Genomic DNA, 26,583 nt, shown 5'->3' on the forward strand with positions numbered 1-26,583 from the left:
TGCCCGCCTGACGCGGCGACGCGCACCTGCTGCCAGACTGGCCCGCGTGACCGCCGCCCCGACCGCCCGCCGCCGTGGCTGGCAGCGCCTCGACTCCGCCGCCGGCGGCCTCGCCCTCGACCTCGGCCTGTACGCCGGGTCGGCGGCGTTCGCCGCGATCACCGCCGCCACGTCCACCCTGCTCCCGCACCGGGCCTGGGGCGCCGTCGCCGCCGTCGGATACCTCCTCGCGGCCCTCGCCGCGACCGGCCAGCTCCTGCTGCGGCGGCGCGACCCCGCATCGCCGCCGGCCGGGCTGCGGGCCCGCTGGGCGGTCACCGGGTTCGCCTGGTTCGCCACCGCCCTGCTGCCGCTGGCCTGGCAGAGCCTCCAACGGGCCGGCGGACGCACCGACCGGGCGCAGGAGGAGGTGCTGGTCGTCGAGGAGTCCGGCCGGCGGCTCGTCGACACCGGCACGCCGTACCTCGGGCACGACGCCATCGCCGCCCTGCCACCCGGCGAACAACTGCTCGGCTACACCCCCTACCAGCCGGGAATGGCACTGTTCGGGCTGCCCCGGGCGGCCGTCGACGCCTGGTGGACCGACGCCCGCGTCTGGTTCGCCGTCGGGACCGCGCTGGCGCTCGCCCTGGCCGTCCGCGCCCTCACCCGCGGCGCACGCCGGAGGGCGGACGACCACACCGGCGCCGCCCTGCTCCGGGGCGTACAGGCCGCCACCGTCCTCCCGATCTGCGCGCTCACCCTCGCCACCGGCGGCGACGACCTGCCCGTACTCGCGCTCTGCCTGCTCGCCCTCGCCCTCGCCGCCGCCGGCCGGCCGGGCCGGGCCGGTCTCGCGGTCGGCCTGGCCGGGGCGCTGAAGCTCTTCGCCTGGCCGGTCGCCCTCGTGCTGATCATCTGGGGGCTGACCCGGCGGGCCGGCCTGCGGGTCGCCGCGGGCGCGATCGGCGTGCCCGCCGCCGCGCTGCTGCCGGCCCTGCTCGTCGACCGCGACGCGCTGGTCGAGAACGTGCTCCGCTTCCCGCTCGGGCACGGCCTGGTGACCAGCCCCGCCCAGTCGCCGTTCCCCGGTCACCTGATCGCCACCGCGCTGCCCGCCGGCCGCGCCGTCGCCGTCGCCCTCCTGCTCGCCGCCGGGCTGGCCATCGCCGTCCGGCTCGCCCGCCGCCCGCCCCGCACCGCCGCCGCCACCGCCCTGATCTGCGGGTACGGCCTGCTCGCCGCGATCCTGCTGATGCCCACGACCCGCTTCGGCTACCTGCTCTACCCGCTCGCCCTCCTCGCGTGGGCCCCCGCCCTGCACCCCCCGGTTTCCGCGAACCGGCGGGCGGAGGCCGGCGACACGGCGTAGACCTGAGGCATGACCACCTACCGCGACCGCGAAGAGGCGGGCCGGACGCTCGCCGAACGGCTCACCGCACTCATCGGTGCACCGGACGTCATCGTCCTCGGGCTGGTACGCGGCGGCGTGCCCGTGGCCCGGGTGGTCGCCGAGCGTCTCGGCGCCCCCCTCGACGTGCTGGTCGTCCGGAAACTCGGCATGCCGTGGGCGCCCGAGGTGGCCTTCGGCGCGCTCGGCCCCGGCGGCGTGCGGGTCCTCAACGACGTCGTCGCCAGTCGGCTGACGCAGGACGACGTCGCCGAGGTCGTCCGCCGCGAGGAGGCCGAGTTGGAACGGCGGGAACGGCTCTACCGCGCCGGTCGGCCGCCGCTCGACCTGACCGGGCGCACCGCCGTGATCGTCGACGACGGCCTGGCCACGGGGGCCACCGCCCGCGCCGCCGTCCAGGTCGCCCGTCACCTCGGCGCCCGCCGGGTCGTGGTGGCCGTCCCGGTCGGCTCCCAGGAGGCGTACGAGATGCTGGCCGCCGAGTCCGACCAGGTCGTCTGCGCCCAGCACCCGCCGGAGTTCATGGCGGTGAGCACCTACTACGAGGACTTCCACGAGGTCGCCGACTCCGAAGTCACGGAAGCGCTGACAGCGACTGCGTGACCTGACCGGGTACGGTCGGAGGATGAGCCTGACCTGTCCCAAGTGTCACGGAGAGATGCGCCAGTACGAGCGCAGCGGCGTCACCATCGACCAGTGCGGCGAATGCCGGGGGATCTTCCTCGATCGCGGTGAGCTGGAGAAGCTGTTCGAGGCGGAGGCCAACTGGAGTCGCCAGCAGGGCGCGGCCCCGGCACAGCCCGCCCACCAGCAGGGCGGCTACCCCGGCCAGCCGAGCCACCAGCAGGGCGGTTACCCGCCCCCGCCGCCCCCGCCGCCCGCACCCGCTCCGCACCAGCCGGGCTACGGCGCCGTCCCGCCGCCGCCCCCGCCGGTGCACGGCTACCCGCCGGCCCCCGCCTACGGCCAGCAGCACCACGGCTACCACGGCCACTACAAGCGCAAGAAGCACAAGAGCTTCCTGGACGAGATGTTCGGCTGAGCCACTCCGTCGACCGGGCCGGCGCCTCGACCGGCCCGGTCACCCGTGGTCTGGTGCCACGCCCCGTTCCGCCGCCGTTCGCCGTGCCGAGCGGCGGCGGCCGTGCGACGCTGCGCTCCATGACGCACCGCGGACGACACCTCGCGCTGGCGCAGGCGTACGACGGGATCACCCGCGTCGTCACCGACCTCGACGACGCGGACCTGCAACGGCCCACCCGGTGCCGGGGCTGGCTCGTCGCGGATCTGCTGTTCCACGTGCTCTGCGACGCCCAGCGTGCGCTGGTCGCGCTGGCCAGCCCCGCCGAGGGCCCGCCCGACGTGGACGACGTGACCTACTGGCGCGCGTTCCCGGCCGAGAGGGACGGTGACGGCGCGCGGCACGCCTGGTGGGCCCGCCGCTCCGCAGCCGCCTTCGACCGCCCCGGCGGGATCGTCCGGCTCTGGACCAACACCGCACCCGCCGCCGTACGCGCCGCGGGCGCGGCCGACCCCGACGGCCACGTGACCACCCAGGGGCACGTGCTGCGGGTGCCGGACCTGCTCGCCACCCTGACCACCGAGGCCGTCGTGCACCACCTGGACCTGGTCCTCGACCTGCCCGACGCGCCCCTGCCCGGAGTGCTGGCCACGCGGGTCGCCGTGACCACCATGGACGGCCTGCTCAGCGACGACGCCGTCCGGCCGGCCGCGTGGAGCGACGCGGATTACCTGCTCAAGGCCACCGGCCGACTGCCGCTCACCGACCGCGACCAGCTCGAACTCGGCGAGGTCGCCGGCTGGTTCCCCCTGTTGGGCTGACCGGCGCGGCCGCCCTCAGACGATGGCCATGTCCACGAAGCGCGACAGGTGGAGCTGCGCGGCCACCGTCACCGTGTCGGTGGGGCCATTTCTGTGCTTGGCAACAATGAAATCCGCCTCCCCGGCACGCGGCGACTCCTTGTCGTAGTAGTCGTCGCGGTGCAACAGGATGACGACGTCTGCATCCTGTTCGATCGAGTTGTGGGTGGCGATGCCGTTGGCGATGAAGTTGTGGGTACCGAGGACGGTGGCGTCGAAGACGTCGTGGCTGCCGAGTGACTCGATCGACACGATCTCATCCCAGAAGATGTCGTTCGTGGCGTGCAGGTCGAGGTCGGCGGCTTCGAGGACCGATGCGATCTTCGCAAGCCTGGATCGACTTGGTGCGTGCTTCCACAACGTGCTGCCACAGAACTGGGAGTCGATCGCTGCGGCGAACTCGCGGTGGGTCATGCCGTTCTCCGCCAGGATCTCCCGGACCCGGCCCCACACCTCGCGCGGCACCGTGTCGACGTTGGTGTTGCTGCGCATCGCCGTGAGCGATGTGAGCAGCTCGACGCAGTTGAGCGCCCTGTCTCCGTGCACGCCGATCTCCCGGAGGAACCGCAACTGGTCATCCCGTCCGGAAACGTCAAGCGTGTACTGAGGTCGGTGACGTTCGACCGGCACCACTTTGATCCGAGCGGTGATGCCGTATCGCAGCAGCAGCCGGGATATGTCCTCTAGCATCCGGCGGCTTGTCGACGAGAAGTAGATGCGGCCACCGCGGCCGGACTTGTTCACGGTCACCGAGCCGTCCGTGGCCCACAGGTGCCGGAGGAAAAGTGTGATCTGCTCCTTCGGCATGCCGAAGATCGCCGCCGGGATGAACTTCTCATGCGACCGCAGGCCGAACAGTCCCAGACCGTCCAACCACTCGGCGATCGGATTGCGCCGGCCGCGAGCGAGAGGGTAGGGAGCGGGAAGCCTCAGGGTGGTGACCCTGGCCGCCTCGTAGTTGTCACGGATGGCGGTGATGCCGAAATGTTTGGCGGCCTCCGCCACAGCCTGCAGGTTGCCTTCGTCGCGGCTCGCGTACCGAATGGGCTGCCGGCGCACGAACGAGCCGTCGCCTAGCAGGTGCGCCAGCAGGACGACCTCCGGCTCCGCCCACGGTCGGATCGTGAGTGGAGGCGGAACGTGCCGGGGGGTGGCGAGACGCGCTCCCGGCGCCAACTCCCCGAGCGGCAACCATCCGGCGAAGGTGAGGAACGGATGGTTCGACGTCGCGTCAATCTGCTTACCCGAGGCCAGCTTCATGCGGAACACCTCCCGATTGCCGCTCGGGAAGACGTGGGTCATCGTTCGCGGGGTGTAGCGCAGTGTCTCGTCCAGCGCCCATACCGGGACGTCCTTGGTTCCGTCGGCGAGCAACTCGCCGAGGGTCACTTCGGAGTTGTTGTCGGCCCGGATCAGCCGGGTCTCCGCCGTCAGGCAGCCCGATTCACGCAAGTCGGACAGCTGCGGTCGCTTGTCGGTGCGCTGCTCCGGGCCACGGTTCAGCTGACTGACCGCGATCACCGGGCACTCCACCTCCTTGGCGAGCAGCTTGAGGCCACGGGAGAGGTCCGCGACCTCCTGCTGCCGGCTCTCGGTGCGCTTCGGAGAGGTCATCAGCTGGAGATAGTCGACCACGATCAGCTTGAGGTCGTGCCGCTGCTTGAGCCGGCGCGCCTTGGCCCGGATCTCCATCAGGTTCATGCTCGGCGTGTCGTCGACGAAGAGCGGCGCCTCACTGATCTCGCCCATGCAGCGGGCGAGCTTGGTCCAGTCGTCGTCGGAAAGCTGGCCGCTGCGCAGGACGTGCAGGGGCACGCGCGCCTCGGCCGACAGCAACCGCATGACGATCTCGACCTTGCTCATTTCCAGCGAGAAGATGGCCGACGCTTGATTTGCCCGAATTGCAGCGTTTCGGGCGAAATCCATACTTGCTGTCGATTTGCCCAACCCAGGGCGTCCGGCAACGATCACCAACTGCCCCGCGTGCAGGCCGTTGAGCAGGCGGTCCAGGTCGGTGAAGCCGGTGGGGACGCCGGTCATCATGCCGCCCTGGGCGCCCACCGCCTCGATCTCGTCCAGTGTCGGCTGGAGCATGTCGGCGAGTACGGCGAAGTCCTCGCTGACGCGGCGCTCGGTGATGTCGTAGACCGCCTGCTGGGCGAGGTCGACGACGTCGTCGACGTCGCGGCTGCCGCCCTGAGCCGTGCCGTAGCCCAGCTGCACGATCTTGGTGCCGGCCTCGACCAGACGCCGCAGGACCGCCCGCTCGCTGACGATGCGGGCGTAGTAGGCCGCGTTCGCGGCGGTCGGCACGCTGGCGATCAGCGTATGCAGGTAGGGGGCGCCGCCGATCCGGACGAGATCGCCGGAGTTGGCCAGGGCCGCCGCCACAGTGATGGAGTCGGCCGGCTCGCCCCGGCCGTAGATCTCCAGGATGGTGTCGAAGATGGTGGCGTGCACCGGCCGGTAGAAGTCGTTGGTCTTGAGGATCTCCACGACGTCAGCGACGGCGTCCTTGGACAGCAGCATGCCGCCGAGGACGCACTGCTCGGCGGCGATGTCCTGGGGCGGGGTCTTGTCGAACTGGCCGTCGCGCTGCGGCGGCGGGGACGCGTGCCCCCCGCCCGATCGCGAGTCCGCCCGCATGTCGTCGGTGACCGACACGGGTCCCCCCTCCACTGCGTCGGATCTGGATCCAGCCCTGTCGCCGGGATGGACAACCTCGACCTGCCGGTCGATCGGGGGTCATCGCACGACCGGTCGGGGGCCAACCATACGGAACCCGAGGTCAGCCCCTCAACCACGTCGGTGGACGAGCCTCGGGACAACCTGTGGACGCCGGGGGACAAGCATGTGCGCAGGGTGTGCACAGCCTGTGGACAACGGCTGGGGAATTCTCCGCTGCAAGGTGCTGACCTGCGGAAACACAATCCCCAGCCTGTGGACGGCAAGTTTTCGGTCGAACTGCGCGGTCGAACGTCCCGTACTATCTCCAGCGAACGGCTACACCTGCACAGCGGATTGCGCAATCGGTTGAGAAGGGTCACGCTCCGGCCGTGAGTAACCGGGACTGGGGACGCGGAGAGGGCGGTCCGCGCGAGTCGGTCGCCTCCTGGGACGATCCCGCCGACCCGGCACCGGTCGATCCGTACGAGCACGCTCCCGCGCGGCACCGCACGCCGAGCCGGCGCCGGGCTGTCGAGCGCGGGCAGCAGGAGCCGGTCGACAGCTACCTGCCGCGTTGGGCCCTGGAGTCGGGGATCCGCAGCGCCGACGGCGGTGGCCGTCACGCCGCGCCCGACGACGAGGTGGGGATCGAGGCCCACCAACCGCACTCCGGTGCCTGGCGGGCCACGGAGACCACGAACAGCTGGCACCGGGTCAGCGAGACGAGCTGGCGCGAGACCCCGGCGATCGACGCTGTTCCGCAGTCGGAGCACACCGGAGAGTGGACGTTCGGCGCTGCCCAGCAGTCGGAGCACACCGGGGAGTGGACGTTCGACCGTCCGCAGGAGCGGGGATACTCCGGGCGGCGGCGGGCCGAGGACGACCCCGTCTCGGGCTCGGCGCCGCCGAGCCGGCCGAGGCGCCTGCCGTCGCAACGCCCGCAGGTCGTCTGGTCCGGCCTGGAGGAGGCGGACGCGTCCGGGTCCGTACCGGATCGGGAGGCCGAGCGGCCGGCCCGCCGGGGCCGGCGGGCGGCGGAGGACCGCCCCGCCGTCGATCCCTGGGACCGGGAGTCGCACCTCGCCGCGTCCGAGAGCCCACCCTCCCCTCCGGCGGTGGACGCGTGGGACGCGTCGGGTGTGCACGCGTGGCACCCGGCCGGTGAGGTCGACCGCTGGGACCACGCCGACACCGGCCGGTGGGACCGGGCCGACGACACCGGCAGCTGGGACCGGAGCGACGGCACGGGTCGGTGGGACCGGACCGACGGCACCGGTGAGTGGCGCCGGTCCGACGACACCGGCGCGTGGGAGCGATGTTCCGACGACGGCGGGTGGGACAGGACCGCGCCGGGCTCCGGCGGGGGCGCCGTGCAGGAATGGTCCTGGCCGGGGCAGGACGACCGGAGCGAGGGTTTCTGGTCGGGCACCCGGCTGGCGGGCGACGATCCCCGCTGGATGGACCCGCCGGCGTCGGCGCCCCGGTCACCCGTGGTGCCCTACTCCGCGCCGCGGCCGCGTCCCGCGCCGCGTCGGCGCGTAGCCGAGCCGGTCGGTGCCGCGACGGCGTCGGCCGTACGCCGTAGGGCCGGGACCGCCGGGGCGGGGGCGTGGGGCCGTCGTATCGAGGACGACCTGCTCGATCCCGATCCTGGCGGTCCGTGGCGGTCGCTGCTCTACACGGTCGCGTGCTATCTGGTGCCGGCGGCGCTGATCTTCGTCTGGTTGCTGACCCTGGACGGACAGGTGCCGGCGGGGTGTGTCACCGACATCAGCGGAGGGGGTTGCGACTCGCCTCGGGCGCGGGCGCTTGGCTCGCTGGCAGCGGGCCTGCCGCGCTTCGGGTTGGCGCTGGCCAGCAGCCTGGTCGTGGCGCTGCTGCTGCGCCGGGTCGGTACGACGTGGCGTTCGGCCAGCGTCGCGCTGGCGGCGGCCGTGGTCGGCGGCGGTCTCTCGACGGTGATGATCAGCGCGGTGACGGGCCAGCCGATCGGCTGACGATCAGCGCGACGACACGACCATGCTGCCGCTGCTAGCCGAAGGCACTGGCTGGTGATCAGCGTGGCCGGCCGGTGGCTGACGCACCGCCGCCCTGGTCGGCCCGCACCGCGACGAGCTGGCCGACCGCGCGAGCGGGAGCGTACGCCGCAGGCCGTACACGAACAGGGCCCGCACCGGTCGGTGCGGGCCCTGTCGTGGTGCTCGGGTGAGGTGTCAGCCCTGGACGACGTTGAGGTCGAACTTGGCGCTCACCTCGGGGTGCAGCTTGATCTGCACCGGGTAGGAGCCGGTCGACTTGATCGGACCGGACAGTTCCAGCCGACGACGGTCGAGGACCGGACCACCGGCGGCCTTGACGGCGTCGACGATCTCGGCCGGGGTGACCGAGCCGAAGAGCCGACCGCCGTCGCCGGCGCGGGCCTTCAGGCTGACCTTGAGGCCCTCGAGCTGGCCCTTGACCTCGTTGGCGTGACCGAGGTCGCGGATCTCACGGGCCGAACGGGCCCGCTTGATGACCGTGACCTGCTTCTCCGCACCCTTGGTCCAGGCGATCGCGAAGCCCTGCGGCAGCAGGTAGTTACGGCCGTAGCCGTTCTTGACCTCGACGATGTCGCCCGGGGCACCGAGGCCGGACACCTCCTGAGTCAGGATGATCTTCATATCGGTGCCTCCTCTCAGCGGGCCGTGGCCGTGTACGGCAGGAGCGCCATCTCACGGGCGTTCTTGACCGCACGGGCGATCTGCCGCTGCTGCTGCGAGGTCACGCCGGTCACCCGCCGAGCGCGGATCTTGCCGCGGTCGGAGATGAACTTGCGCAGCAGCGCGGTGTCCTTGTAATCGATATAGGTGATCCCGTCCTTGTCGAGCGGGTTCACCTTCTTCTTCGGTTTGCGAAGTGCAGCGGCCTTGGCCATTGCTCGTGCTCCTGGTTTGCGATCGCGGGCGCTCGGCGCCATTAGAACGGGGGCTCCTCGTCGAAGTTGCCGCCACCCGAACCACCGCGCGAGGGTGCCGGTGCAGCCGAGGCCCAGGGGTCGTCGAAGTTGCCTCCGCCGCCGCCCTGGCCACCTCCACCACCACCGCCACCGAAGCCGCCGCCACCGCCGCCGGAGCGGGACATCTTCTGCACCTTCGCCGTGGCGTAGCGCAGCGACGGGCCGATCTCGTCGACCTCGAGCTCGATGACGGTGCGCTTCTCGCCCTCGCGCGTCTCGTACGACCGCTGACGCAGCCGGCCCGAGACGATCACGCGGGCGCCCCGCTGGAGCGACTCGGCGACGTGCTCCGCCGCCTGCCGCCACACGGTGCACGCCAGGAAGAGCGGCTCGCCGTCCTTCCATTCGCCGGAGGCCTTGTCCATGAACCGGGGCGTCGAAGCGACCCGGAACTTGGCGACCGCCGCACCGGACGGGGTGAACCGCAACTCGGGGTCATCGGTCAGGTTGCCGATGACCGTGATGGTGGTGTCTCCTGCCATGACCATCTCCTCGCGCACTCATCAGTTCTGCCGTACAGGCTCTCAGAGCCCTCCGACAGTGCCGATGAGGCTGATCCGGGTGGACCGGGGTTGAATGCTTTAGCGCATCTCCGGCCGGATGACCTTGGTGCGCAGCACGGACTCGTTGAGCCGCAGCTGACGGTCCAGCTCGGCCACCGCTGCGGGCGTCGCCTGCAGGTCGATGACGGCGTAGATGCCTTCGGCCTTCTTGTTGATCTCGTACGCGAGGCGCCGGCGGCCCCACACGTCCGTCTTCTCGACCGAGCCACCCGCAGTCCGGATCACGTTCAGGTACGTGTCGAGGGACGGGGCGACGGTGCGCTCCTCGAGGCTGGGGTCGAGGATCACCATGACTTCGTAATGACGCAAGACGTGCTCACCTCCTGTGGGCTAAGCGGCCACGGTCCTTCCGTGGCAGGAGGTCGTGCGTCGTGGCCCGCGCCGGTTCCGGGGGAACCCGGCCGTACGCGGACAACCGGACCAGGATACCCGGTCCCGACGATCATGCCCGGGGTGGTCGGCGGGGCCCTTCCACCGGGCGAGGCGACGGGGGCCCGCGTCGACGTCGCTGTCGATGCGAGCCCCCGTACACGAGGCCGCGGGGCGTCCCGTCCGCATTCCTTGGGTGGGACCTGGGGAGGAACGACCACACCGATGAGGTTGGACCGGGGACGCCCCGCGGAGCTTTATCGTGTTGTTACCTGACGTTACAACGGCTCTTGCCCCTTGTCGGGGGAAATGGCGGAATTCTCCGACAAATTTCCCGATGAGCCCGGTTCCGTCAGGGCGGGCCCCCGCCGCGCCGGGCCGCGCGACGGGGTGCCCCCGCTCTCGGGCGGTTCGACGCGCCTCCGGGACGGGCCGACCAGCGGCCGTTCCGGGCCGGCTGCGGCAACCGTGGATCCCACTCGCATCAACGACCGCCGCCGCTGGGAGGTGACGCGAGGAACGGCGAGTCCGCCACCGCCGTCATCCCGGCTGTCGGCGACGCGACGTAGGCTCCCGTGCATGCGTATCGGAGCCCACGTCGATTCGACCGACCCGGTGGCGGAGGCGACCGCCCGAGGGGCCGAGGCCGTGCAGTTCTTCCTCTCCGACCCCCAGGGGTGGAAGGCGCCGAAGCCGCGGGAGGACGCGGACCGGCTGCGGGCCGCGGGCGTCGACCTCTACGTGCACGCGCCGTACGTCATCAACGTCGCCACCCTGAACAACCGGATCCGGATCCCCAGCCGCAAGCTGCTGCTCGGGCACGCCCAGGCGGCCGCCGCCATCGGCGCCAAGGGGCTGATCGTGCACGGCGGGCACGTCAATGCCGGCGACGACCTGGCCGTCGGCTTCGACAACTGGCGCAAGACCTTCGCGTACGCGGCGGACTCCGGCGGCTTCGGCGTGCCCGTCCTGATCGAGAACACCGCCGGCGGTGACAACGCCTGCGCCCGGCGGCTCGACGCGCTCGCCCGCCTCTGGGACGCCGTCGGCGATCACGAGGTGGGCTTCTGCCTGGACACCTGCCACGCCCACGCCGGCGGCGAGGAGCTGCTCGGGCTCGTCGACCGGGTCAAGGCGATCACCGGCCGGATCGACCTGGTGCACGCCAACAACTCCAAGGGCGCGTTCAACTCCGGCCAGGACCGGCACGACAACCTCGACGGCGGCACGATCGACCCGGAGCTGGTGGTGGCGGTCATCCGCGCGGCCGGCGCACCGGTCATCGTCGAGACCCCGGGCGGGGTCGACGGTCAGGGCGCCGACATCGCCTTCCTACGCGACCGGCTGGGCACGGGGAGCCCGGCGGCATGACGACCGAGCAGTCCGCCTCCGGCAGCCCCCGTCCCGACTCCGCCGCCGAGAAGGCCGACGCCGCCGGGAAGACGGAAGCCGCCGGAAAGACCGACACGACCGGCGCCACGACCGGCCCGGCCGCCGCCAGGACCGCCGGGGCCGAACCCAGGACCGGCGGGGCCCGATCCAAGGCCGGGGCGGCCGAGCCCAAGGCTGGCGGAACCGACAAAGACGGCGCCAAGGCGGGTGCAGCCAGCAAGACGGACACCAAGGCGGGCAAGGACGGCGCCAAGGCGGGTGCGGCCGACAAGCCCGACGTCAAGGCGGGCTCAGCCGGTGTGGCCGGGGCCGTCGGCGACGGCGCGGGCAAGGAGGGCGCGGGCAAGGGCGACGACAAGGCGGCCGGCAAGAGCCAGGACGGGGGTGACAAGGAGGGCAAGCCGGACCGGTGGGAGGCCTTCGCGTCCGCCCCCGAACCGGTGCCCTCCCGGCTCGGGCGCGCCGCGCGGGCGGTGGGCCGCCGGCTGATCCACGAGTGGACGCTCGCGACGCTCGCCTCGCTGGCGTTGGCCGTGCTGCTGACCTGGCCCACGCTGCGCTACCCGCGACACACCCTGCCGCAGGACTACTGGGACCCCAGCCTCCAGGCGTGGCAGATGGCCTGGTCGGGGCACATCCTGCTGACCAACCCGGCGCAGCTGTGGCAGTCGAACACCTTCTTTCCGGAGTCCTGGAGCTTCGCCTTCTCCGACACCCTGCTCGGCTACGCCCCGGCGGGCATGATCGGCACCGGTCCCGAAGCCGCCGTGCTCCGCTACAACATCATGTTCGTGCTGGCCCACGCGCTCGCCATGCTCGGGGCGTACGCGCTGGCCCGTCAGCTCGGCGCCGGCCGGATCGGCTCCGCGGTGGCCGGGGCGAGCTTCGCGTACGCGCCGTGGCTGCTGGCCCAGGCCGGGCACCTGCACGTGATCTCCAACGGCGGCATCCCGCTGGCGTTGGCGATGCTCGCCCGGGGGCACGGCTGGTCGTTGCGGCACGGGTACCGTCCCGAGCGCCGGCACGACGGCTGGGTCTACGCCGGCTGGTTCGTGGCGGCCTGGCAACTCAGTCTCGGCTTCGGCATCGGGCTGCCGTTCGCGTACTTCCTCGCCGGGACCGTGCTGGTCGCGGCCGTCACCTGGTTCCTGCGGCGGTGGGTCGTCCGGCCGGTCAAGCGCCCGTTCGGCCGCCGGTTGCTGATCGCGGACCTGGTCGGCGGCCTGTTCTTCGCCGGTGTCGGCGGCTTGCTGGCCATCCCGTACTTCAAGGTGGCGGGGGCGCACCCGCAGGCGGAGCGTTCCATCGGCGACATCGGCGTCTACTCGCCGCCGGCGGCCGGCTTCTTCACGGCACCCGCCGAGTCGCGGGTCTGGGGCGCCCTGCACGAGGGCGCGCGGGCGGCGCTGCCCTGGCACCCGGAGATGACCCTGCTGCCCGGCTTCGTGCTCTACGCGCTCGCCGCCGGCGGGCTCTTCTTCTCGGTGTGGAAGCTGCGCCACCGGCTGCTGCTGCTCGCCGGGGTGGTGGTGACGATGGTGCTCGCCATGGGCACCCGGTTCTTCGACGGCACCTTCACCTACGTGCCGCTGTTCGACCACCTGCCCGGCTGGAACGGCATCCGCACCCCGGGCCGGCTGATGCTCTGGACCACGCTGCTGCTCGGGCTGCTCGCGGCGGGCGCGGTCAGCGCGTTCGCCACCCGGGTACGGGAGGTCTACGCCGAGCGGATCCCCTCCTGGCCGAGCCCGTGGCTGCGGCTGGCCACTCTGCTGCCGCTGGTGCTGGTGCTCGGCGAAGGGCTGAACGCCACGCCGCACCCGGTCGTGCCGTCCCAGCCGGCCGCGATGCGCACCGTGGACGGGCCGCTGCTGGTGCTGCCGAGCAGCCAGAGCCTCGACCAGCCGGTGATGCTCTGGTCCACCAGCAAGTTCCAGGACGTGGTCAACGGGGGCAGCGGCTTCACCCCGCGCCAACTCGACGACGTACGCCGGGTGACGCTGGCCTTCCCCGATCAGACCAGCGTCGACTACCTGCGCGTCCTCGGCGTACGCAACGTGCTGCTGATGCGGGACCACATCGTCGGCACGCCGTGGGAGGTCACCGTGGACGCGCCGGTCGACGGGCTCGGCATCACCCGCGAGGAAGTAGGGAACATCGTGATCTACCGCCTGTGACCCTCATCACCCTCGCGTTGATCTCGCAGCAGCCTCCCGGTCGTCCGATCCCCCGAAGAGCTTGCGGGCACCGGAGAGGATCGCCAACACCGCGACCGTGAACAGACCGAACAGCCCGTTCAACCACCAGTCGACCATGTTGGCGGAGAAACACAGGTTCCCCGGTGTGCAGTCGGTGTCGCCGAGCTCGAACCTGCCAGCGATGATTCCGGCAGGAAAGCAGAGCAGCGCGACACAGCCGCCCAGGCCGAAGAACCACCCGGACGCCCGCCGGACGAGGGCCAGGCCGAGCCAGACCGTGACGAGCAGCGCGGGCAGGATCGCGTCGACGGCGCTCACACCGGTCGACGGGGTAGGGACCCCCGACAGGGCGCCATCAGGACGTCACTCGCCGGCCACCGTCCGCCCGCCCCCGCCCCCGCTGCCGGCCGCGGCCGAGCTGGCCGCCAACTCCGTCGGTTGCGGCGAGGGCGGGGCTGGTCGACGCCAGCGAGCCACCCAGGGTGCGTCCCTGGTGCCGTTGAACACGCCACCGTCTGGATCGTCCGGATAGGTCTTGCGGACCGCGTCCAGTTCGGGGTTCAGGATCTCCCGGACGACCAGCACGCAGAGCAGCACGACGGTGGCCAGGCGCAGCGTCGACGCCAGCACGAAGACCCCCTCCGGGAAGACCGGCTTGCTGGTCGCCGCGCCGAGCAGCTCGCCGTAGAACGCCACGAAGTAGCAGACCTCGGCCACCTGCCAGGCGAGGAAGGCACCCCATTTCGGGCGGGCGAGCACCACCAGCGGCAGCAGCCAGAGCACGAACTGCTGCGACCACACCTTGCTGAAGATCAGGAAGGCGGCGACCACCAGGAACGCGAGCTGGGCGAGCCGGGGCCGGCGCGGGGCCAGCAGCCCCAGCGCGGCCACCCCGAGGCAGGCCAGCCCGAAGAGGGCGTACGACAGGGTGTTCAGCGTCGGGATGTTGGCGTTGAGCCACTCGAACGGCCCGAGGTCGGCGGGGTTGGCGTTGCCGAACTTTCCGTCCACGTAGCGGCCGATGTACCAGAGGGTGCCCCAGTCGATGGGCCGGGTCGAGTTCAGCTCGAAGAAGCGGTCCCAGTTTTCCCGGTAGGGAATGGCCACCGGAAGGTTCACGAGGACCAGGGAGACGAGGGCCGCGCCGAGGGCGGTGAGGGCGGCGCGGAGCCGCCCGGCGCGCAGTCCCAGCACCAGGATCGGGCCGAGGATGAACAGCGGCCACATCTTGGCCGCCCCGGCGAGACCGAGTAGGACGCCAGCCGCCAGTGGTCGGCTGCGGGCCCAGGCGAAGAGGCCGAACGCGGCCAGGCCGATGGCGAGCAGGTCCCAGTTGACCGTGGCGGTGAGCATCAGCGCGGGGGCGAGCGCGAAGAGCGCGGCGTCCCATGGTCGACGGCGGCGTAGGGCGAGGAGCATCGCCACGGTGGCGACCGCCAGCGCGCCGAGCACCAGCGCGTTGAGGTTGTAGAACCACATGCCCTGGTTGAGCCCCGGGTCGTTCTGGCCGAGGGCGTGCACGGGCAGGCCGAGGGCGCCCATGAAGTACCCGGTGAGCACCGGGTACTCGACGGGGTGGTCCTGGTAGGGCACCGCGCCCTCGTTGAGCCGCTCGGCGTAGTAGAGCGCCAGCACGTCGGTGTAGCAGAACCGGGTGTACTGCACGTTGTTCTGCCAGGCGCCGTCCTGGCAGGGCGACTTCTGCACCCAGTGCAACGCCAGGGTCAGGCAGACCAGGGCCAGGACGATGCGGGTCGCCGTCCAGAACCGGTTCTCCCGCCCGGCGGGCCGGTCCAGGGCGACGGCGTGGTCGCCCAGCGGGCCGCCGATGGCGCCGGAGAGGCCCCGGACGAAGCCGTCGGAGCGGGACGGATGGTCAGGGGCACCGGCGTCGTCGATGCCTCGCGTCGACTGCGTGCTCATGAAGGTGCATCCTGCCGTACATCGGGCCTCCGCGTCCCCCTCCCACTCGCGAAACGTCGGTACGCGAAACGCCGCCGGCGGCCGGAGAGTTGCTCCGGCCGCCGGCGGCGTTCGTCGATCAGTCGTTGTCCGGTCTGGGTGTCAGGCTCGGTAGCAGCCCGCCGCCGCCGCCGTCCCGGCCCGGGCGCGGATCGATCGGGGTGGTGGGCCCGCCGGGCCCACCGGGGCCACCAGGGCCGCCCGGGGGGTTGCCACCGCCGTTGTTCCCACCACCGTTGTTGCCGCCCGGGCAGAACAGGCCCAGCGGGTCGCAGGTCGGTTGGCCCGAGGGGGGCGGCGGGGGCGGGGGTGCCTCACCGTTGCCGGTGTTCGGATCGCCGACGTTCGCCGCAGGCGGGAAGTCCTTCTTCTCCCATTTCTTGACCTTGTGTGCCTCGTCCATGAACCGTTCCCAGATGGTGCCCGGCAGGTTGCCGCCACTGATCTTGTCGCCGTTCTTCAGCTTGAGCGGCTTGCGGTCCTTGACGTTGCCGACCCAGACGGCGGTGGCGATCTGCGGGGTGTAGCCGATCATCCAGGCGTCGCCGTTGTCGTCGCTGTCCGCCTTGAGTTCCCAGGTGCCGGTCTTGGAAGCGGCCTTCCGGCCGTCGTCGAGCTTGTGGTTGACCCGCGCCGGGTACTGCTCCAGCACCGAGGTCACGTCCGCCACGACGTCCTTGTCGATGCGCTGCTCACCCTTGAGGGAACCCTCGTCGGCGATCTTCTTCCACTTGCCGGTGGCCTCGTCCCTCTTCTCGACGGAGAAGAGAAAGTGGGCCTTGTGGTAGCGGCCCTGGTTGGCGAAGGTGGCGACGCCGTTGGCGTGGTCCAGGACGGTGATCGGATACTGGCCGTAGCCGACGACGTGGAAGAACGGGTTCGGCGCGATCTTCTTCGGGTCTTCCTTGGTGAGGTCGTAGCCCTTCGGCGGGTCGGTGTCCGACCGCCACATCATGCTGACGCCGGCCTTGGCCGCCATGTCGACGACCTTGTCCGGGCCGATGTCCTGGGTGACATGGTAGAACGGCACGTTCAGCGACTTGAGGGTGGAGACCGTCAGGGTGCAGGAGTTGCCGCACTCGGGGTTGTCCACGCCGGCGTTGCTGACCTTGAACTTGGTGCCTTCGGGCGTGAAGGCCTTGCCCTTCCAGCGCGACTCGAGGGCCTTGCGCTCCTTGAGCGCCGCCGCCAGCGTGTAGATCTTGAAACTCGAGCCCGGCGGGTGACCGCCGTAGGGGTTGCCGGAGGAGTCGATGTTCCTGCCGGCGTAGTCGGTGCCGGTCCCGTTGTCGCCGCCGTAGTAGGCGAGCACGCGACCGTTCTTCGGCTCGATGGCGACCACCGCCGCCATCAGGTTCGGCGGCTGGCCTGCGAGTTCAGATCCCTTGGTCTTGCGCTGGGCGGTCTCGACCGCCGCCTCCTGGATCTTCGTGTCGATCGTGGTGCGGATCTTGTAGCCACCCGACATGAGCGCCTGGGAACAGAGCGGCTTGGCGTCGGTGATCTGCTCCTCCTTGTCGACGCAGATGCCCTTGTCCCGCATCTCCTGCTTGACGTAGTTGATCACGTTGCCGTACGGGGTGTTGACGCCGAAGTCGATGCCGGCGCCGCCCTGGTTCGGCTTCTTGGGCATCGGGTACTCGGCCAGGGTGGGCGCCGCCGGCTTGCCCGGGGCGTTCAGCCAGCCCTCGGCGACCATGCCGCCGATCACGTACTCCCAGCGGGACTTGGCGTCGGCGAGGTTGACCGCCGGGTCGTAGCCCTTGTGGCCCGCGCTGGCCTCCGGCTGCTTGATCAGCGCCGCGAGGACCGCGCCCTCGGCCACGCTCAGCTTGTTCGCCGCCTTGCCGTAGTACGTCTGCGCCGCCGCCTCGATGCCGTGCGCGCCCCGCCCGAAGTAGATGATGTTCAGGTAGTGCTGCATGATCTGCGGCTTGGTGTACTCGTCGTTCAGCTTGGAGGCGAAGATTGCCTCCTTGACCTTCCGGGCGTAGGTGTCCTCGTTGAGGCTGTCGAAGGCGTTGCGGGCGTACTGCTGGGTGATCGTCGAGGCGCCCTGCTTGCTGCCGCCGGTGACGTTGTTCCACGCGGCCCGGACGATGCCCTTGTAGTCCACACCCGAGTGTTGGTAGAAGTTCCGGTCCTCGGCCGCCGCGACCGCGTCCTGCACGTGCGTCGGGATCTGGTCGATGGTGACCAGCGTCCGGTTCTGCGTGCCGACCTTGGCGATGATCGTCTTGTTGTCGGACGCGTAGAGGGTGGTCGCCTGCGGCGGCGTGGTGTCCTCCGGAAGGACCACGTTGGTCGAGTAGTAGGTGAAGCCGACAACGCCGAGCCCGGCGAGCATGATGAACACGGCGAAGGCGGCGATCAGCATGTTGACCCGCTTGCGCTTCTTCGCCCGCGACGCGCCGGCCGGATCACCCGCCCCGCGCGCACGCCGGCCGGGGCCGGTCGGCCCGCCGGGACTGCCAGGGCCGCCTGACGCCGGGGAGACGCTCGCCCGGGCCGAGGCACGTCCGCTGACGCCGCCGACCGCCGCCGATCCGACGCTGGCCCGTCCGGCCGGGGCGGCGCCGACGGCGGCGGAACCCACCGAGGCGCGACCCGCCGGCCCGCCGGCCGGGGAGACCGGCACCGAAGCGCGACCCGAGCCCGCCGCCCGGCCGACGCCGGGCGCAGGCGAGACCGGCACGGCCCGGCCGGGCGCCGCCCGACCGACCGAGGCCGAACCCACCGAGGCGGAGCCCACCGAGGCTGTTCCGGCGCGCGGCGGGACGGCCGCGGAGGCCGAACCGGAGACGGAGCCGCCGCGCGGCGGAACGGCGTCCGAGCCGCCGACCGAGGCCCGCCCGCCGGCGGCGCGGGGCGCGACCGAGGCGCGGCCCGCGGGTGCCGTACCGTCCTGTGCAGCCGACCAGCCGCCCCCGGAGGCGTCACCGCCGGGGTCGCCGTGCTGGCCCGGAATCTGGGCCCGCCCGCGCGGGGAACTGGAATCGCCGTACGAGTTCATTCCTCACACCCTGCCGTCGCGGTGGGACGCGACTGCGCCGCCACCGGTTTGCCGTGAGATGGGACACCTGTCGAGGGCGGCACGTGCGTGCCGGTCGACAGGTGCCACTTGCGAATCAATCGGGCCAATCAGACCAACGATCCGTCGGTCTCCCCAGGCGTGCGTACGCTGGCCGGGGTCGGCCGATCGAGCGAAGATCACCGTTGCGCCTCTCGCCTCCGTCGACTGCCCGCACCGTTGCCCGAGGCGGCCGCGCCGCCCACCACGTCCTGCTCCTGCCCACCCTCCGGACTCCCGGTCAGGCCGTCCCGGCCGAGCAGGTACTGCTCGACGAGATGGTTCCAGTCACAGCCGAGGCACACCTCCACCACGAAGACCTGGAACTCACGCACCGTCATCGCCAGCACCGGCAACTCGGCCAGTGTCCGGGCCTGGCCGGCTGACTGCTTGAGTTCGTCGCCGTAAATGTAGTGGACGTGGGTCAGGTTCTCGCTCCGGCAGATCGGACACCGCTCGTCGGTCGGCTCCCCGTGGAAGCGGGCGGCGTTCTTCAGGTAGGGCGAGGCGTCGCAGACGTCGTACGTGCCGACCCGGCCCGCGAGGAGCTCACGCAGCACCGCTCGCTTCCGGAGCGAGTAGTCGACTACCTGGCGCTGCGTACGCATGCGGAGAAGGGTACGCGGTCTCGTCGGACGGGGCGACCACGGTGACGATGCGTGACCGGAGAACCTCGGAGCGGAGGTTTGCCCTGATCACGGCGATCCGCTAGCGTGCGATGTATCGGTCCGATACATCGCGGCGGTTACCGCTCCGCGTAGAGGGTACAGAGAGGATGGCCCGTGCTCGAGCTCGCCATCCTCGGCCTCCTGCAGGAGTCTCCGATGCACGGCTACGAGCTGCGCAAGGAGCTGACCGCCAAGCTCGGTGCGATCAGGGCGGCGATCAGCTACGGCTCGCTCTATCCCACGCTGCGCAGGTTGCAGGCGGCGGGATGGATCACCGAGGCCGCGGAGGCACCCGCCACGGTCGAGGAGGTTCCCGCGCTGACCAGCCGACGAGGTCGGGTGGTCTACGAGATCACGGCGGAGGGCAAGGAACGCTTCGCCCGACTGATCGCGCAGACCGGGCCGGAGACGTACGACGACACGGGTTTCGGCGTGCACTTCGCGTTCTTCGCCCGGACCGACCAGGCGACCCGGCTCCGCATCCTCGAGGGTCGCCGGCGAAAGATCGAGGAACGCCGTGAAGGGCTTCGCGACGTGCTCGGCAGGGCGGCCGAGCGGCTCGACGCCTACACGCTGGAACTGCAGCGCCACGGCCTGGACGCCTGTGAGCGCGAGGTCCGCTGGCTGGAGGAGCTCATCGCCAACGAGCGCTCCGGCCGTGCCCCGACGGTCCCGTCAACCGGGACGGCCGGCGGCCGACGAGAAGACAACAGCCCGCCTCCGCCTGGAGAGTCCAGGAAAGAGCGGCCGTGATGAAGAAGAAGGAGGCAGACGCTATGGGCTCCGTCCGCGTCGCCATCGTCGGTGTGGGTAACTGCGCCTCGTCCCTCGTACAGGGCGTGGAGTACTACCGGAACGCCGACCCGAACGACCGCGTCCCGGGTCTCATGCACGTCACCTTCGGCGACTACCACGTTTCGGACGTGCAGTTCGTCGCGGCGTTCGACGTGGACGCCAAGAAGGTGGGCATGGACCTCGCCGAGGCGATCGTCGCCAGCGAGAACAACACCATCAAGCTCTGCGACGTGCCGCCGACCGGCGTCACCGTGCAGCGCGGTCCGACCTTCGACGGTCTGGGCCAGTACTACCGCGAGATCGTCGAGGAGTCCGACGCCAAGCCGGTCGACGTCGCCCAGGCGCTGCGCGACGCGCAGGTCGACGTCGTGGTCTCGTACCTGCCGGTCGGTTCCGAGCAGGCCGACAAGTTCTACGCCCAGGCCGCGATCGACGCCGGTTGCGCGTTCGTCAACGCGCTCCCGGTCTTCATCGCCTCCGACCCGGAGTGGGCCAAGAAGTTCGAGGACGCGGGCCTGCCGATCGTCGGTGACGACATCAAGAGCCAGGTCGGCGCCACCATCGTGCACCGCGCGCTGGCGAAGCTGTTCGAGGACCGTGGCGTCGAACTGCTGCGCACGTACCAGCTCAACTTCGGCGGCAACATGGACTTCATGAACATGCTGGAGCGCAACCGCCTGGTCTCGAAGAAGATCTCGAAGACCCAGTCGGTCACCTCGCAGATCCCGCACGAGATGAGCAAGAGCGACGTGCACATCGGCCCGTCGGACCACGTGCCGTGGCTGGACGACCGCAAGTGGGCGTACATCCGCCTGGAGGGCCGCTCCTTCGGCGACACCCCGCTCAACGCCGAGCTCAAGCTCGAGGTGTGGGACTCGCCGAACTCGGCCGGTGTCATCATCGACGCCGTCCGCGCCGCGAAGATCGCGCTGGACCGGAAGATCGGCGGCCCGATCCTGTCGGCCTCGTCGTACTTCATGAAGTCCCCGCCGGTGCAGTACGCCGACCACGACGCGCACGCCGCCGTCGAGGCGTTCATCGCCGGTGACGCCGAGCGCTGACGCGCCGACACCAGCACCATCGAGGGCCGGGTCCGCACGGACCCGGCCCTCGCCGCGTCCAGCCCTTCCGCAGCCGTACGCGCAACGGCCACCGGCCGCACACGGGGTCGAAGGGACGGCGACGCGCCGTTACGCTGACCGACGTGACGTCCCTCCCTCATGGCGGCGCGCGACGGGTCGTCGGGGCTTTCGCCGTCGCGGTGCTCCTTCCGGTCCTCGTCGGCTGCGCGGCACCGGGATCCGACCCGACCAGCGCGCCGGCCGGCGGCGTGGCACCGGCCGACGGCACCACGACAGCCGGTGGCACGGCACCGGCAGCCAGCACGGCACCGGACGGCGGCGTCGGCTCGGCCCGCCCAGTCACCTCCCCAGCGCCGCCCGAGGCCGACTGCGTCAGGGCGGGCACGCCGGTCGCGCGCCCCGGGCAGGTCGCCCCGTCCGGTGGCGGGGTCCCGGCCGTCACGTCGCGTCCACCCGGCACCCGACAGCCGCTGACCGACGAGCAGCGCCGCGCGGAGGAGTTCCGCCGCCAGCAGGCGGCCAACGACGCCTTCCGGCAGCGTGGGACGCTCGGCGAGGAGGCGGCCAGCGGCGCCCGGGCCTGCGCTGCGGACGTCAGGAAGAGCCTCAAGCTGCTGACCGCCGGCGGCCGGGACGAGCCCGGGCAGGAGGCCGTCCGGCGGGCGATCGTGGCGACGGGGCTGACCGGGGTCACCGTGCGGCCACCGGGTCGGCTCGACCTCGGCCCCGTCGACGGGCTGGTCTTCGCGGGCTGGACCGGCCGGGCGTGCGTCTTCGGCAGCGTCCGGGCGGGCGACGTCACGGTGGAGATTGGCACCCGCATCGCCGACGGCGGCTGTCTGCCCGCCCCGAGCTGAACCGGGCGGGTGCGGGCGGGACCGCGTCAGGACCAGGCGCGGCGCAGGGCGACCCCGGCCTCCAGCTCCAGCAGCTTCACCTTCCGGTCCAGGCCGCCGCCGAAACCGACCAGCTTGCCGCCGGCACCGACGATCCGGTGGCACGGCACGAGCACCGGGATCGGGTTGCGGTTGCAGGCCACCCCGACCGCGCGGGCGGCACCCGGGTCGCCGAGCCGGCGGGCCACCTCGCCGTAGGTGAGCGTCTCCCCGTACGGGATGCGGGTCATCTCCCGCCAGACGCCCCGTTCGAAGTCGGACCCGCCCGGCGCGGCCAGCGGCACCGCGAACCCGGTCAGCTCGCCCGCGAAGTACGCCCGCAGCTCCGCCAGCGCCTGTCGGGCCGCCTCGTCGCCCGGCTCCTCGGTCGCTGCGTCGACCCGGCCGAAGTGGGCCCGGCACACGTGGGTGCCGTCGGTGGCGACGGAGAACTCGCCGATCGGGGAGTCGAGCACGGTCCAGCGCATCTCCCCATTGTCCCCGGTGCCCCGACAGTGCCTCCCGCCCGAGCCGCCGGACGGGCCGCCGGGCATCCGGGTCGCCGACGAGAGGCGGCCGGGCCGGTCAGCTGCCGACGGTGGTCAGGGGTTGCCGAGGACAAGGGTGGCTCCTTCTCGTCGATGTCGAGATCGGCGCCCGATCCGGATCTTGTCAACATCTGGATTGCGGGCGACGGCAAAGTTCGGACGCCGGGGAGCGTCAGAGCTACCGGAGGTGGGCGGTGACCGAAGGGACCGACGGGGAGTTCACCGCGTTCGTCAACGAACGGGGAAACGTCCTGCTGCGCATCGCATACGCCCTGGCCGGCGACCAGCGCGGCGCCGAGGACCTGCTGCAGAACGCGCTGGCCAAGGCGTACGCCCGGTGGCCCCGGATCCGCGGCGACGCCGAGCCGTACGTGCGGCGGATCCTCTACCACGACCAGGTCTCCGGATGGCGGCGCCGGTCCCGGCGGCCCGAGGTGCCGGTCGCGGTGCTGCCCGAGCGGGTGGGCAGCCGGGACAGCGGTCAGGACGCCGACCTGCGGATGCTGCTGCGCGACGCGTTGCTGTCGCTGCCGCCCCGGCAACGCGCCGTGCTGACCCTGCGCTACCTGGAGGACCTCAGCGTCGAGCAGACCGCCGCGCTGCTCGGCTGCCGGGCCGGCACGGTCGCCAGCCAGACCTCGAAGGCACTGGCCAGGCTGCGGCAACTGGTACCCGTCCTCGACGACAGCGTCACGGAGGAGGTCCGATGAACGGCTCCGGGGAGGACGTCCTGCGTTCCGCCGTACGGGAGATCGCGGCCGAGGCCCGGGCGGCGCCCGACCTCGCCGACCGGGCCCTGCGCCGGGGCCGACGGCTGCGTCGCCGTCGCCGCACGACCGCCGCCGGAGGCGCCCTAGCGGCGCTGGTCGCCCTCGTCGGGCCGTACGCCTGGCTGCGACCCGGCGCACCCCCGGACACCGCCACCTGGGCACCGGTCGTCACCCCGGTGGCGACGGTGTCGGCCGCCCCGCGCACGATGTCCGTCGTCCCCGCGCCGACCGGCGACTGGACGCGGGTGGTCGTGACGCTGCCCGGCGGCTGGGTGCTGACCGGCGCCACCTCCACCGGCACTCCCGCCGTGCAGGGGTACGCCCTGGACCGCGAGAGCGGCCGGTACGTCGCCGCCGACCGCCGGTACGAGGAGACGTGGGCCGCGCCCCGTGGCGGGACCGCCGCCGTCGTCGACTACGAACGCGCCGGCCGGATCGGCCTGCTCGACCTGGGCCAGGGGACGGTCCGCTGGATCCGCACCGGCAGCCACATCATGACCCCGCACTGGTCGCCGGACGGGCGGCGGTTGGCGCTGACCCTGCTGGACAAGGAGAGCGCCAGCTTCTCCCTCGGCGTGCTCGACGCGGCCACCGGCGCCTACCGCACCTTCCCGGTGGACACCGACCGGTACTTCTGCACCGACCGCTGCTTCTTCACCTGGAGCCGGGACGGCCGGGAGGTCGCGCTCCAGCAGACCGATCCCGGTGCCCCGCGCTCCGAGTCCCGGCCGCACGCGCGCCGGGGCGTGCAGTTCTTCTCCGCCACGAACGGCCGGCCGACCCGGTTCGTGCCCGTCCCGGGCGACCCCGCCGGCCCCTGGTCGTGGTCGCCGGACGGGCGGCTCGTGGTCGTCAAGGGCCAGGACGGCCCGAAGCTGGCGGAGGTGGCGACCGGGCGGGTGATCGGCCCGGCTCCCGCCGAGGACGCCGTCTGGGTCGCCGACGACCGGCTGCTGCACCGCGCCGGCTGGACGGCCGAGATGGTGCTGGTCGACCTCGACGGTCGGGAACTGGCGCGGCAGGCCCTCCCCGCGTCGCTGGAGGTCAACCTGACCCTCGCGATCGCGCCCCGCTGAGCGGCCCCACGTCGCGCCCGGCTGAACGGCCCACGTCGCGGCCCTGCTGAGCCGCCGGCGTCCCGGCCGACGTTGCGGGGCACCGATACCGTGCAGGCCGTGGCCACGGGGACGCTGATCTTCCTCATCATCGGCGGCGCGGGCGTCGCGGTACTGGCGCTCGCCCTGCTCGGCGGCGAGCTGCTCCACTTCGGCAACCCGGACTTCGACGGTCCGGTGTCGGTGGAGGCGGTCGCCGGGTTCACCGGAGCGCTCGGCTTCGGCGCCGCGATCGTCAACGAGCTGGTCGGTGGGCGTACGCCCGGCATGATCGCCGTGGCCCTGGCCGGCGGCGTCGTCGCGGCCGTGCCCACCGCCTGGGCCGCGGCCCGGCTGAGCCGGGCGGCCCGCGACATGCGCACCGACCCCACCCCCACCCGCCACCACCTGGTCGGCGCGCTCGGCCTGGTGGTCACCCCCGTGCCCGCCGACGGCTACGGCGAGGTCCGGGTCCGGGTGGCCGGCCAGCCGGTCAAGCTCAACGCCCGCGCCGACCGGCCGATCCCGGTCGGCGCCCAGATCTTCGTGGTCGAGGCGCTCAGCGAGACCAGCGTGCACGTCGAGACCTACTGAACCCCCTCATAGAAAACAGGACGGTCACATGCCCCTTCTCATCGCCATCGGCGGCGCGGTCCTCCTCGTCCTCGTGCTCGTGCTCTTCGTGCTCTCCCGCATCAAGGTGGCCGGGCCGAACGAGGCGTTCATCGTCACCGGCCGCAAGGGCCGCACCACGCAGACCGCCGACGGCGGCCGGTCGACCGACAACTCCGGGCAGAAGGTCGTGCTCGGCGCGTCCGTCTTCGTCCTGCCCGTGGTGCAGAAGCTCCAGTCGCTCGACCTGTCCAGCCGGCGGATCGACGTCGGCATCAAGGGCGCGGTCAGCAAGCAGGGCATCCGTGCCGACCTGCACGGCGTCGCGATCGTCAAGGTCGGCGGCACCGAGGACGCCATCCGCGCCGCCGCGCAGCGCTTCCTGCACCAGCAGGACGAGATCGAGGACTTCACCCGCGAGGTGCTGGCCGGCGCGCTGCGCTCGATCGTCGGCCGGCTCACCGTCGAGGAGGTCATCCGGGACCGGGCGGCGTTCGCCAGCGCGGTCGCCGAGGAGGCCGAGCACTCGATGACCAACCAGGGCCTGGTGCTGGACACCTTCCAGCTCCAGGACATCCTGGCCGAGGGCTCCTACCTCCAGGACCTGGGTCGGCCGGAGGCGGCCCGGGTGCTCAAGGACGCGGCCATCGCCGAGGCGCGGGCCCGGCAGCAGGCCGAGCAGGAGCGGCTGCTCGCCGAGGAGGCCATCGCCGAGGCCAACCGGAACCTGTCGCTGAAGCAGGCCGCCATCCAGGCGGAGATCGACGCGGCCAAGGCGAAGTCCGCCGCCGCCGGGCCGCTCGCCCAGGCCGAGCGGGACCAGGCGATCCTCTCCGAGCAGCAGAAGGTCGCCGAGCGCAACGCCGAGCTCAAGCAGCGTCAGCTCGACACGGAGGTGCGCAAGCCGGCCGACGCCGCCCGGTACAAGGTGGAGCAGGAGGCCGAGGCGTCCCGCAACGCGGCCGTACTGAACGCCGACGCGCAGCGCCAGGCCGTCATCGCCGCCGCCCAGGCCGCCGCCGAGCAGGCCCGGCTCACCGGTGAGGGCGAGCGGGCCCGCCGGGCCGCGCTGGCCGAGGCCAACGCCATCGAAGGCGCCAAGGAGGGTGAGGCCGAGCAGCGCCGCCGCTCCGCAATCGCCGAGGCGGTCGAGCGGGAGGGTGCGGCCGAGGCCGCGGCCATCCTGGCCAAGGGGCAGGCCGAGGCCGACGCGATGGCCCGCAAGGCCGAGGCCTTCGCGGCGTACGGCGAAGCCGCCGTGCTGGACCTGCTGGTCAAGGTGCTGCCGCAGGTCGTCGAGGCGGCCAGCGCCCCGATCGGCGCGATCGACAAGATGACCGTCATCTCCACCGACGGCGCCTCGTCGCTGACCAAGTCGGTGGCGGGCAACGTGGCCCAGGGGCTCCAGCTCGGCAGCGACCTGACCGGCATCGACCTGGCCGGCCTGCTTGGCAAGCTCGGCTCAGCGGCGGCGACCACCGGCAACGGCAAGCCGCCCGTCGACGGCACGGCGGTCGAGACCCGCTGACGCGATCCGGCAGCGGTCGGATCCGCTGAGCGCGACAGGGCGCCGTCCCCGGCCGGGAGCGGCGCCCTTCTCGTGTCGTCCGGGCGTGGCCCGCGTCGGACCGGCTCCCTGAAGGCCGACAGAT

24 protein-coding genes are annotated in these 26,583 nt (G+C 72.0%); 14 read left to right on the forward strand and 10 right to left on the reverse strand.

The window, feature by feature from the left end:
- Positions 1-46 precede the first annotated feature (46 nt).
- From ABZ573_RS16125 to ABZ573_RS16140, 4 genes are all read left to right on the forward strand, one after another.
- Positions 47-1,351, forward strand: coding sequence for a glycosyltransferase 87 family protein (locus ABZ573_RS16125; protein WP_358118775.1), 1,305 nt, complete (start codon positions 47-49; stop codon positions 1,349-1,351).
- Between the two features lie 9 nt (positions 1,352-1,360).
- Complete coding sequence (locus ABZ573_RS16130; protein WP_358118777.1) at positions 1,361-1,993, forward strand: phosphoribosyltransferase family protein; 633 nt, start codon at positions 1,361-1,363, stop codon at positions 1,991-1,993.
- 22 nt (positions 1,994-2,015) lie between these two features.
- On the forward strand, positions 2,016-2,432 hold the full coding sequence (locus ABZ573_RS16135) for a zf-TFIIB domain-containing protein (RefSeq protein WP_327030029.1): 417 nt from the start codon (positions 2,016-2,018) through the stop codon (positions 2,430-2,432).
- Positions 2,433-2,551: 119 nt separating this feature from the next.
- Positions 2,552-3,232 (forward strand): maleylpyruvate isomerase N-terminal domain-containing protein, encoded by a 681-nt coding sequence (locus ABZ573_RS16140; RefSeq protein WP_151456177.1) that lies wholly within the window; start codon positions 2,552-2,554, stop codon positions 3,230-3,232.
- A 15-nt stretch (positions 3,233-3,247) separates the two neighbouring features.
- Here ABZ573_RS16140 and ABZ573_RS16145 read toward each other — a convergent pair whose 3' ends face one another.
- Positions 3,248-5,950: a replicative DNA helicase gene (locus tag ABZ573_RS16145; RefSeq protein WP_358118780.1), complete on the reverse strand. Its 2,703-nt coding sequence runs from the start codon at positions 5,948-5,950 to the stop codon at positions 3,248-3,250.
- A 377-nt stretch (positions 5,951-6,327) separates the two neighbouring features.
- Here ABZ573_RS16145 and ABZ573_RS16150 point away from each other — a divergent pair, with 377 nt between their 5' ends.
- Positions 6,328-7,935, forward strand: a complete 1,608-nt coding sequence (locus ABZ573_RS16150; protein ID WP_358118781.1) for a hypothetical protein — start codon at positions 6,328-6,330, stop codon at positions 7,933-7,935.
- Between the two features lie 216 nt (positions 7,936-8,151).
- Here the strand turns inward: ABZ573_RS16150 and rplI are convergent, their stop codons facing one another.
- The 4 genes from rplI to rpsF all read right to left on the reverse strand — a co-directional run bounded on the left by rplI (position 8,152) and on the right by rpsF (position 9,805).
- Positions 8,152-8,598 (reverse strand): 50S ribosomal protein L9, encoded by a 447-nt coding sequence (gene rplI, locus ABZ573_RS16155; RefSeq protein ID WP_151456174.1) that lies wholly within the window; start codon positions 8,596-8,598, stop codon positions 8,152-8,154.
- Between the two features lie 14 nt (positions 8,599-8,612).
- Complete coding sequence (rpsR, locus tag ABZ573_RS16160) at positions 8,613-8,852, reverse strand: 30S ribosomal protein S18 (RefSeq protein WP_007073789.1); 240 nt, start codon at positions 8,850-8,852, stop codon at positions 8,613-8,615.
- Between the two features lie 41 nt (positions 8,853-8,893).
- Entirely contained in the window at positions 8,894-9,433 is a 540-nt protein-coding gene (locus ABZ573_RS16165) for a single-stranded DNA-binding protein (RefSeq protein ID WP_199729229.1), read from the reverse strand.
- Positions 9,434-9,514: 81 nt separating this feature from the next.
- Positions 9,515-9,805 carry a 30S ribosomal protein S6 gene (rpsF, locus tag ABZ573_RS16170; RefSeq protein ID WP_121397433.1) on the reverse strand — a complete coding sequence of 97 codons (291 nt, stop codon included), beginning with the start codon at positions 9,803-9,805 and terminating at the stop codon, positions 9,515-9,517.
- A 639-nt stretch (positions 9,806-10,444) separates the two neighbouring features.
- On the opposite strand from rpsF, the gene ABZ573_RS16175 reads away from it, so the two are divergent.
- Both ABZ573_RS16175 and ABZ573_RS16180 read left to right on the forward strand, forming a co-directional pair.
- Entirely contained in the window at positions 10,445-11,236 is a 792-nt protein-coding gene (locus ABZ573_RS16175) for a deoxyribonuclease IV (protein WP_151456172.1), read from the forward strand.
- Complete coding sequence (locus tag ABZ573_RS16180) at positions 11,233-13,434, forward strand: hypothetical protein (protein ID WP_358118784.1); 2,202 nt, start codon at positions 11,233-11,235, stop codon at positions 13,432-13,434. Before ABZ573_RS16175 ends, ABZ573_RS16180 begins: the two co-directional genes overlap by 4 nt.
- A 6-nt stretch (positions 13,435-13,440) precedes the next feature.
- Here the strand turns inward: ABZ573_RS16180 and ABZ573_RS16185 are convergent, their stop codons facing one another.
- The 4 genes from ABZ573_RS16185 to ABZ573_RS16200 all read right to left on the reverse strand — a co-directional run bounded on the left by ABZ573_RS16185 (position 13,441) and on the right by ABZ573_RS16200 (position 19,095).
- On the reverse strand, positions 13,441-13,773 hold the full coding sequence (locus ABZ573_RS16185) for a hypothetical protein (protein WP_358118786.1): 333 nt from the start codon (positions 13,771-13,773) through the stop codon (positions 13,441-13,443).
- 45 nt (positions 13,774-13,818) lie between these two features.
- Positions 13,819-15,378 (reverse strand): glycosyltransferase 87 family protein, encoded by a 1,560-nt coding sequence (locus ABZ573_RS16190; RefSeq protein WP_358118788.1) that lies wholly within the window; start codon positions 15,376-15,378, stop codon positions 13,819-13,821.
- 118 nt (positions 15,379-15,496) lie between these two features.
- Positions 15,497-18,430, reverse strand: coding sequence for a transglycosylase domain-containing protein (locus ABZ573_RS16195; RefSeq protein ID WP_358118790.1), 2,934 nt, complete (start codon positions 18,428-18,430; stop codon positions 15,497-15,499).
- A 197-nt stretch (positions 18,431-18,627) separates the two neighbouring features.
- Positions 18,628-19,095 (reverse strand): DUF5318 domain-containing protein, encoded by a 468-nt coding sequence (locus ABZ573_RS16200; RefSeq protein WP_358118792.1) that lies wholly within the window; start codon positions 19,093-19,095, stop codon positions 18,628-18,630.
- Between the two features lie 174 nt (positions 19,096-19,269).
- On the opposite strand from ABZ573_RS16200, the gene ABZ573_RS16205 reads away from it, so the two are divergent.
- The 3 genes from ABZ573_RS16205 to ABZ573_RS16215 all read left to right on the forward strand — a co-directional run bounded on the left by ABZ573_RS16205 (position 19,270) and on the right by ABZ573_RS16215 (position 21,889).
- The gene (locus ABZ573_RS16205) at positions 19,270-19,908 is read left to right on the forward strand and encodes a PadR family transcriptional regulator (RefSeq protein ID WP_358118794.1); all 639 of its coding nucleotides are present in this window, start codon (positions 19,270-19,272) and stop codon (positions 19,906-19,908) included.
- A 23-nt stretch (positions 19,909-19,931) separates the two neighbouring features.
- Entirely contained in the window at positions 19,932-21,011 is a 1,080-nt protein-coding gene (locus tag ABZ573_RS16210; protein ID WP_089002814.1) for an inositol-3-phosphate synthase, read from the forward strand.
- A 143-nt stretch (positions 21,012-21,154) separates the two neighbouring features.
- Positions 21,155-21,889: a hypothetical protein gene (locus tag ABZ573_RS16215; protein ID WP_327030035.1), complete on the forward strand. Its 735-nt coding sequence runs from the start codon at positions 21,155-21,157 to the stop codon at positions 21,887-21,889.
- A gap of 26 nt (positions 21,890-21,915) precedes the next feature.
- Here ABZ573_RS16215 and ABZ573_RS16220 read toward each other — a convergent pair whose 3' ends face one another.
- Entirely contained in the window at positions 21,916-22,395 is a 480-nt protein-coding gene (locus ABZ573_RS16220) for a methylated-DNA--[protein]-cysteine S-methyltransferase (RefSeq protein WP_151455442.1), read from the reverse strand.
- Positions 22,396-22,649: 254 nt separating this feature from the next.
- On the opposite strand from ABZ573_RS16220, the gene ABZ573_RS16225 reads away from it, so the two are divergent.
- The 4 genes from ABZ573_RS16225 to ABZ573_RS16240 all read left to right on the forward strand — a co-directional run bounded on the left by ABZ573_RS16225 (position 22,650) and on the right by ABZ573_RS16240 (position 26,459).
- The gene (locus tag ABZ573_RS16225) at positions 22,650-23,165 is read left to right on the forward strand and encodes a SigE family RNA polymerase sigma factor (protein WP_327030036.1); all 516 of its coding nucleotides are present in this window, start codon (positions 22,650-22,652) and stop codon (positions 23,163-23,165) included.
- Positions 23,162-24,301 (forward strand): hypothetical protein, encoded by a 1,140-nt coding sequence (locus tag ABZ573_RS16230; RefSeq protein ID WP_327030037.1) that lies wholly within the window; start codon positions 23,162-23,164, stop codon positions 24,299-24,301. The genes ABZ573_RS16225 and ABZ573_RS16230 overlap by 4 nt, the downstream gene beginning before the upstream one ends.
- 90 nt (positions 24,302-24,391) lie before the next feature.
- On the forward strand, positions 24,392-24,913 hold the full coding sequence (locus ABZ573_RS16235; protein ID WP_225852283.1) for a hypothetical protein: 522 nt from the start codon (positions 24,392-24,394) through the stop codon (positions 24,911-24,913).
- A 28-nt stretch (positions 24,914-24,941) separates the two neighbouring features.
- A complete protein-coding gene (locus tag ABZ573_RS16240; RefSeq protein ID WP_101413437.1) occupies positions 24,942-26,459 on the forward strand; it encodes a flotillin family protein in 1,518 nt (505 codons plus the stop codon).
- The last annotated feature ends 124 nt before the right edge of the window (positions 26,460-26,583 follow it).

Source organism: Micromonospora sp. NPDC007220, from assembly GCF_040634035.1.
In the GTDB taxonomy this organism is placed as follows: Bacteria; Actinomycetota; Actinomycetes; order Mycobacteriales; family Micromonosporaceae; genus Micromonospora; species Micromonospora reichwaldensis.

Excerpts from the sequence above, each read along its gene's own strand:
- ABZ573_RS16130 (WP_358118777.1), top strand. The coding sequence starts at position 1,361 with ATGACCACCTACCGCGACCGCGAAGAGGCGGGCCGGACGCTCGCCGAA.
- ABZ573_RS16135 (WP_327030029.1), top strand. The coding sequence starts at position 2,016 with ATGAGCCTGACCTGTCCCAAGTGTCACGGAGAGATGCGCCAGTACGAG.
- ABZ573_RS16140 (WP_151456177.1), top strand. The coding sequence starts at position 2,552 with ATGACGCACCGCGGACGACACCTCGCGCTGGCGCAGGCGTACGACGGG.
- rplI (WP_151456174.1), bottom strand. The coding sequence starts at position 8,598 with ATGAAGATCATCCTGACTCAGGAGGTGTCCGGCCTCGGTGCCCCGGGC.
- rpsR (WP_007073789.1), bottom strand. The coding sequence starts at position 8,852 with ATGGCCAAGGCCGCTGCACTTCGCAAACCGAAGAAGAAGGTGAACCCG.
- ABZ573_RS16175 (WP_151456172.1), top strand. The coding sequence starts at position 10,445 with ATGCGTATCGGAGCCCACGTCGATTCGACCGACCCGGTGGCGGAGGCG.
- ABZ573_RS16180 (WP_358118784.1), top strand. The coding sequence starts at position 11,233 with ATGACGACCGAGCAGTCCGCCTCCGGCAGCCCCCGTCCCGACTCCGCC.
- ABZ573_RS16190 (WP_358118788.1), bottom strand. The coding sequence starts at position 15,378 with ATGAGCACGCAGTCGACGCGAGGCATCGACGACGCCGGTGCCCCTGAC.
- ABZ573_RS16195 (WP_358118790.1), bottom strand. The coding sequence starts at position 18,430 with ATGAACTCGTACGGCGATTCCAGTTCCCCGCGCGGGCGGGCCCAGATT.
- ABZ573_RS16200 (WP_358118792.1), bottom strand. The coding sequence starts at position 19,095 with ATGCGTACGCAGCGCCAGGTAGTCGACTACTCGCTCCGGAAGCGAGCG.
- ABZ573_RS16210 (WP_089002814.1), top strand. The coding sequence starts at position 19,932 with ATGGGCTCCGTCCGCGTCGCCATCGTCGGTGTGGGTAACTGCGCCTCG.
- ABZ573_RS16220 (WP_151455442.1), bottom strand. The coding sequence starts at position 22,395 with ATGCGCTGGACCGTGCTCGACTCCCCGATCGGCGAGTTCTCCGTCGCC.
- ABZ573_RS16230 (WP_327030037.1), top strand. The coding sequence starts at position 23,162 with ATGAACGGCTCCGGGGAGGACGTCCTGCGTTCCGCCGTACGGGAGATC.
- ABZ573_RS16240 (WP_101413437.1), top strand. The coding sequence starts at position 24,942 with ATGCCCCTTCTCATCGCCATCGGCGGCGCGGTCCTCCTCGTCCTCGTG.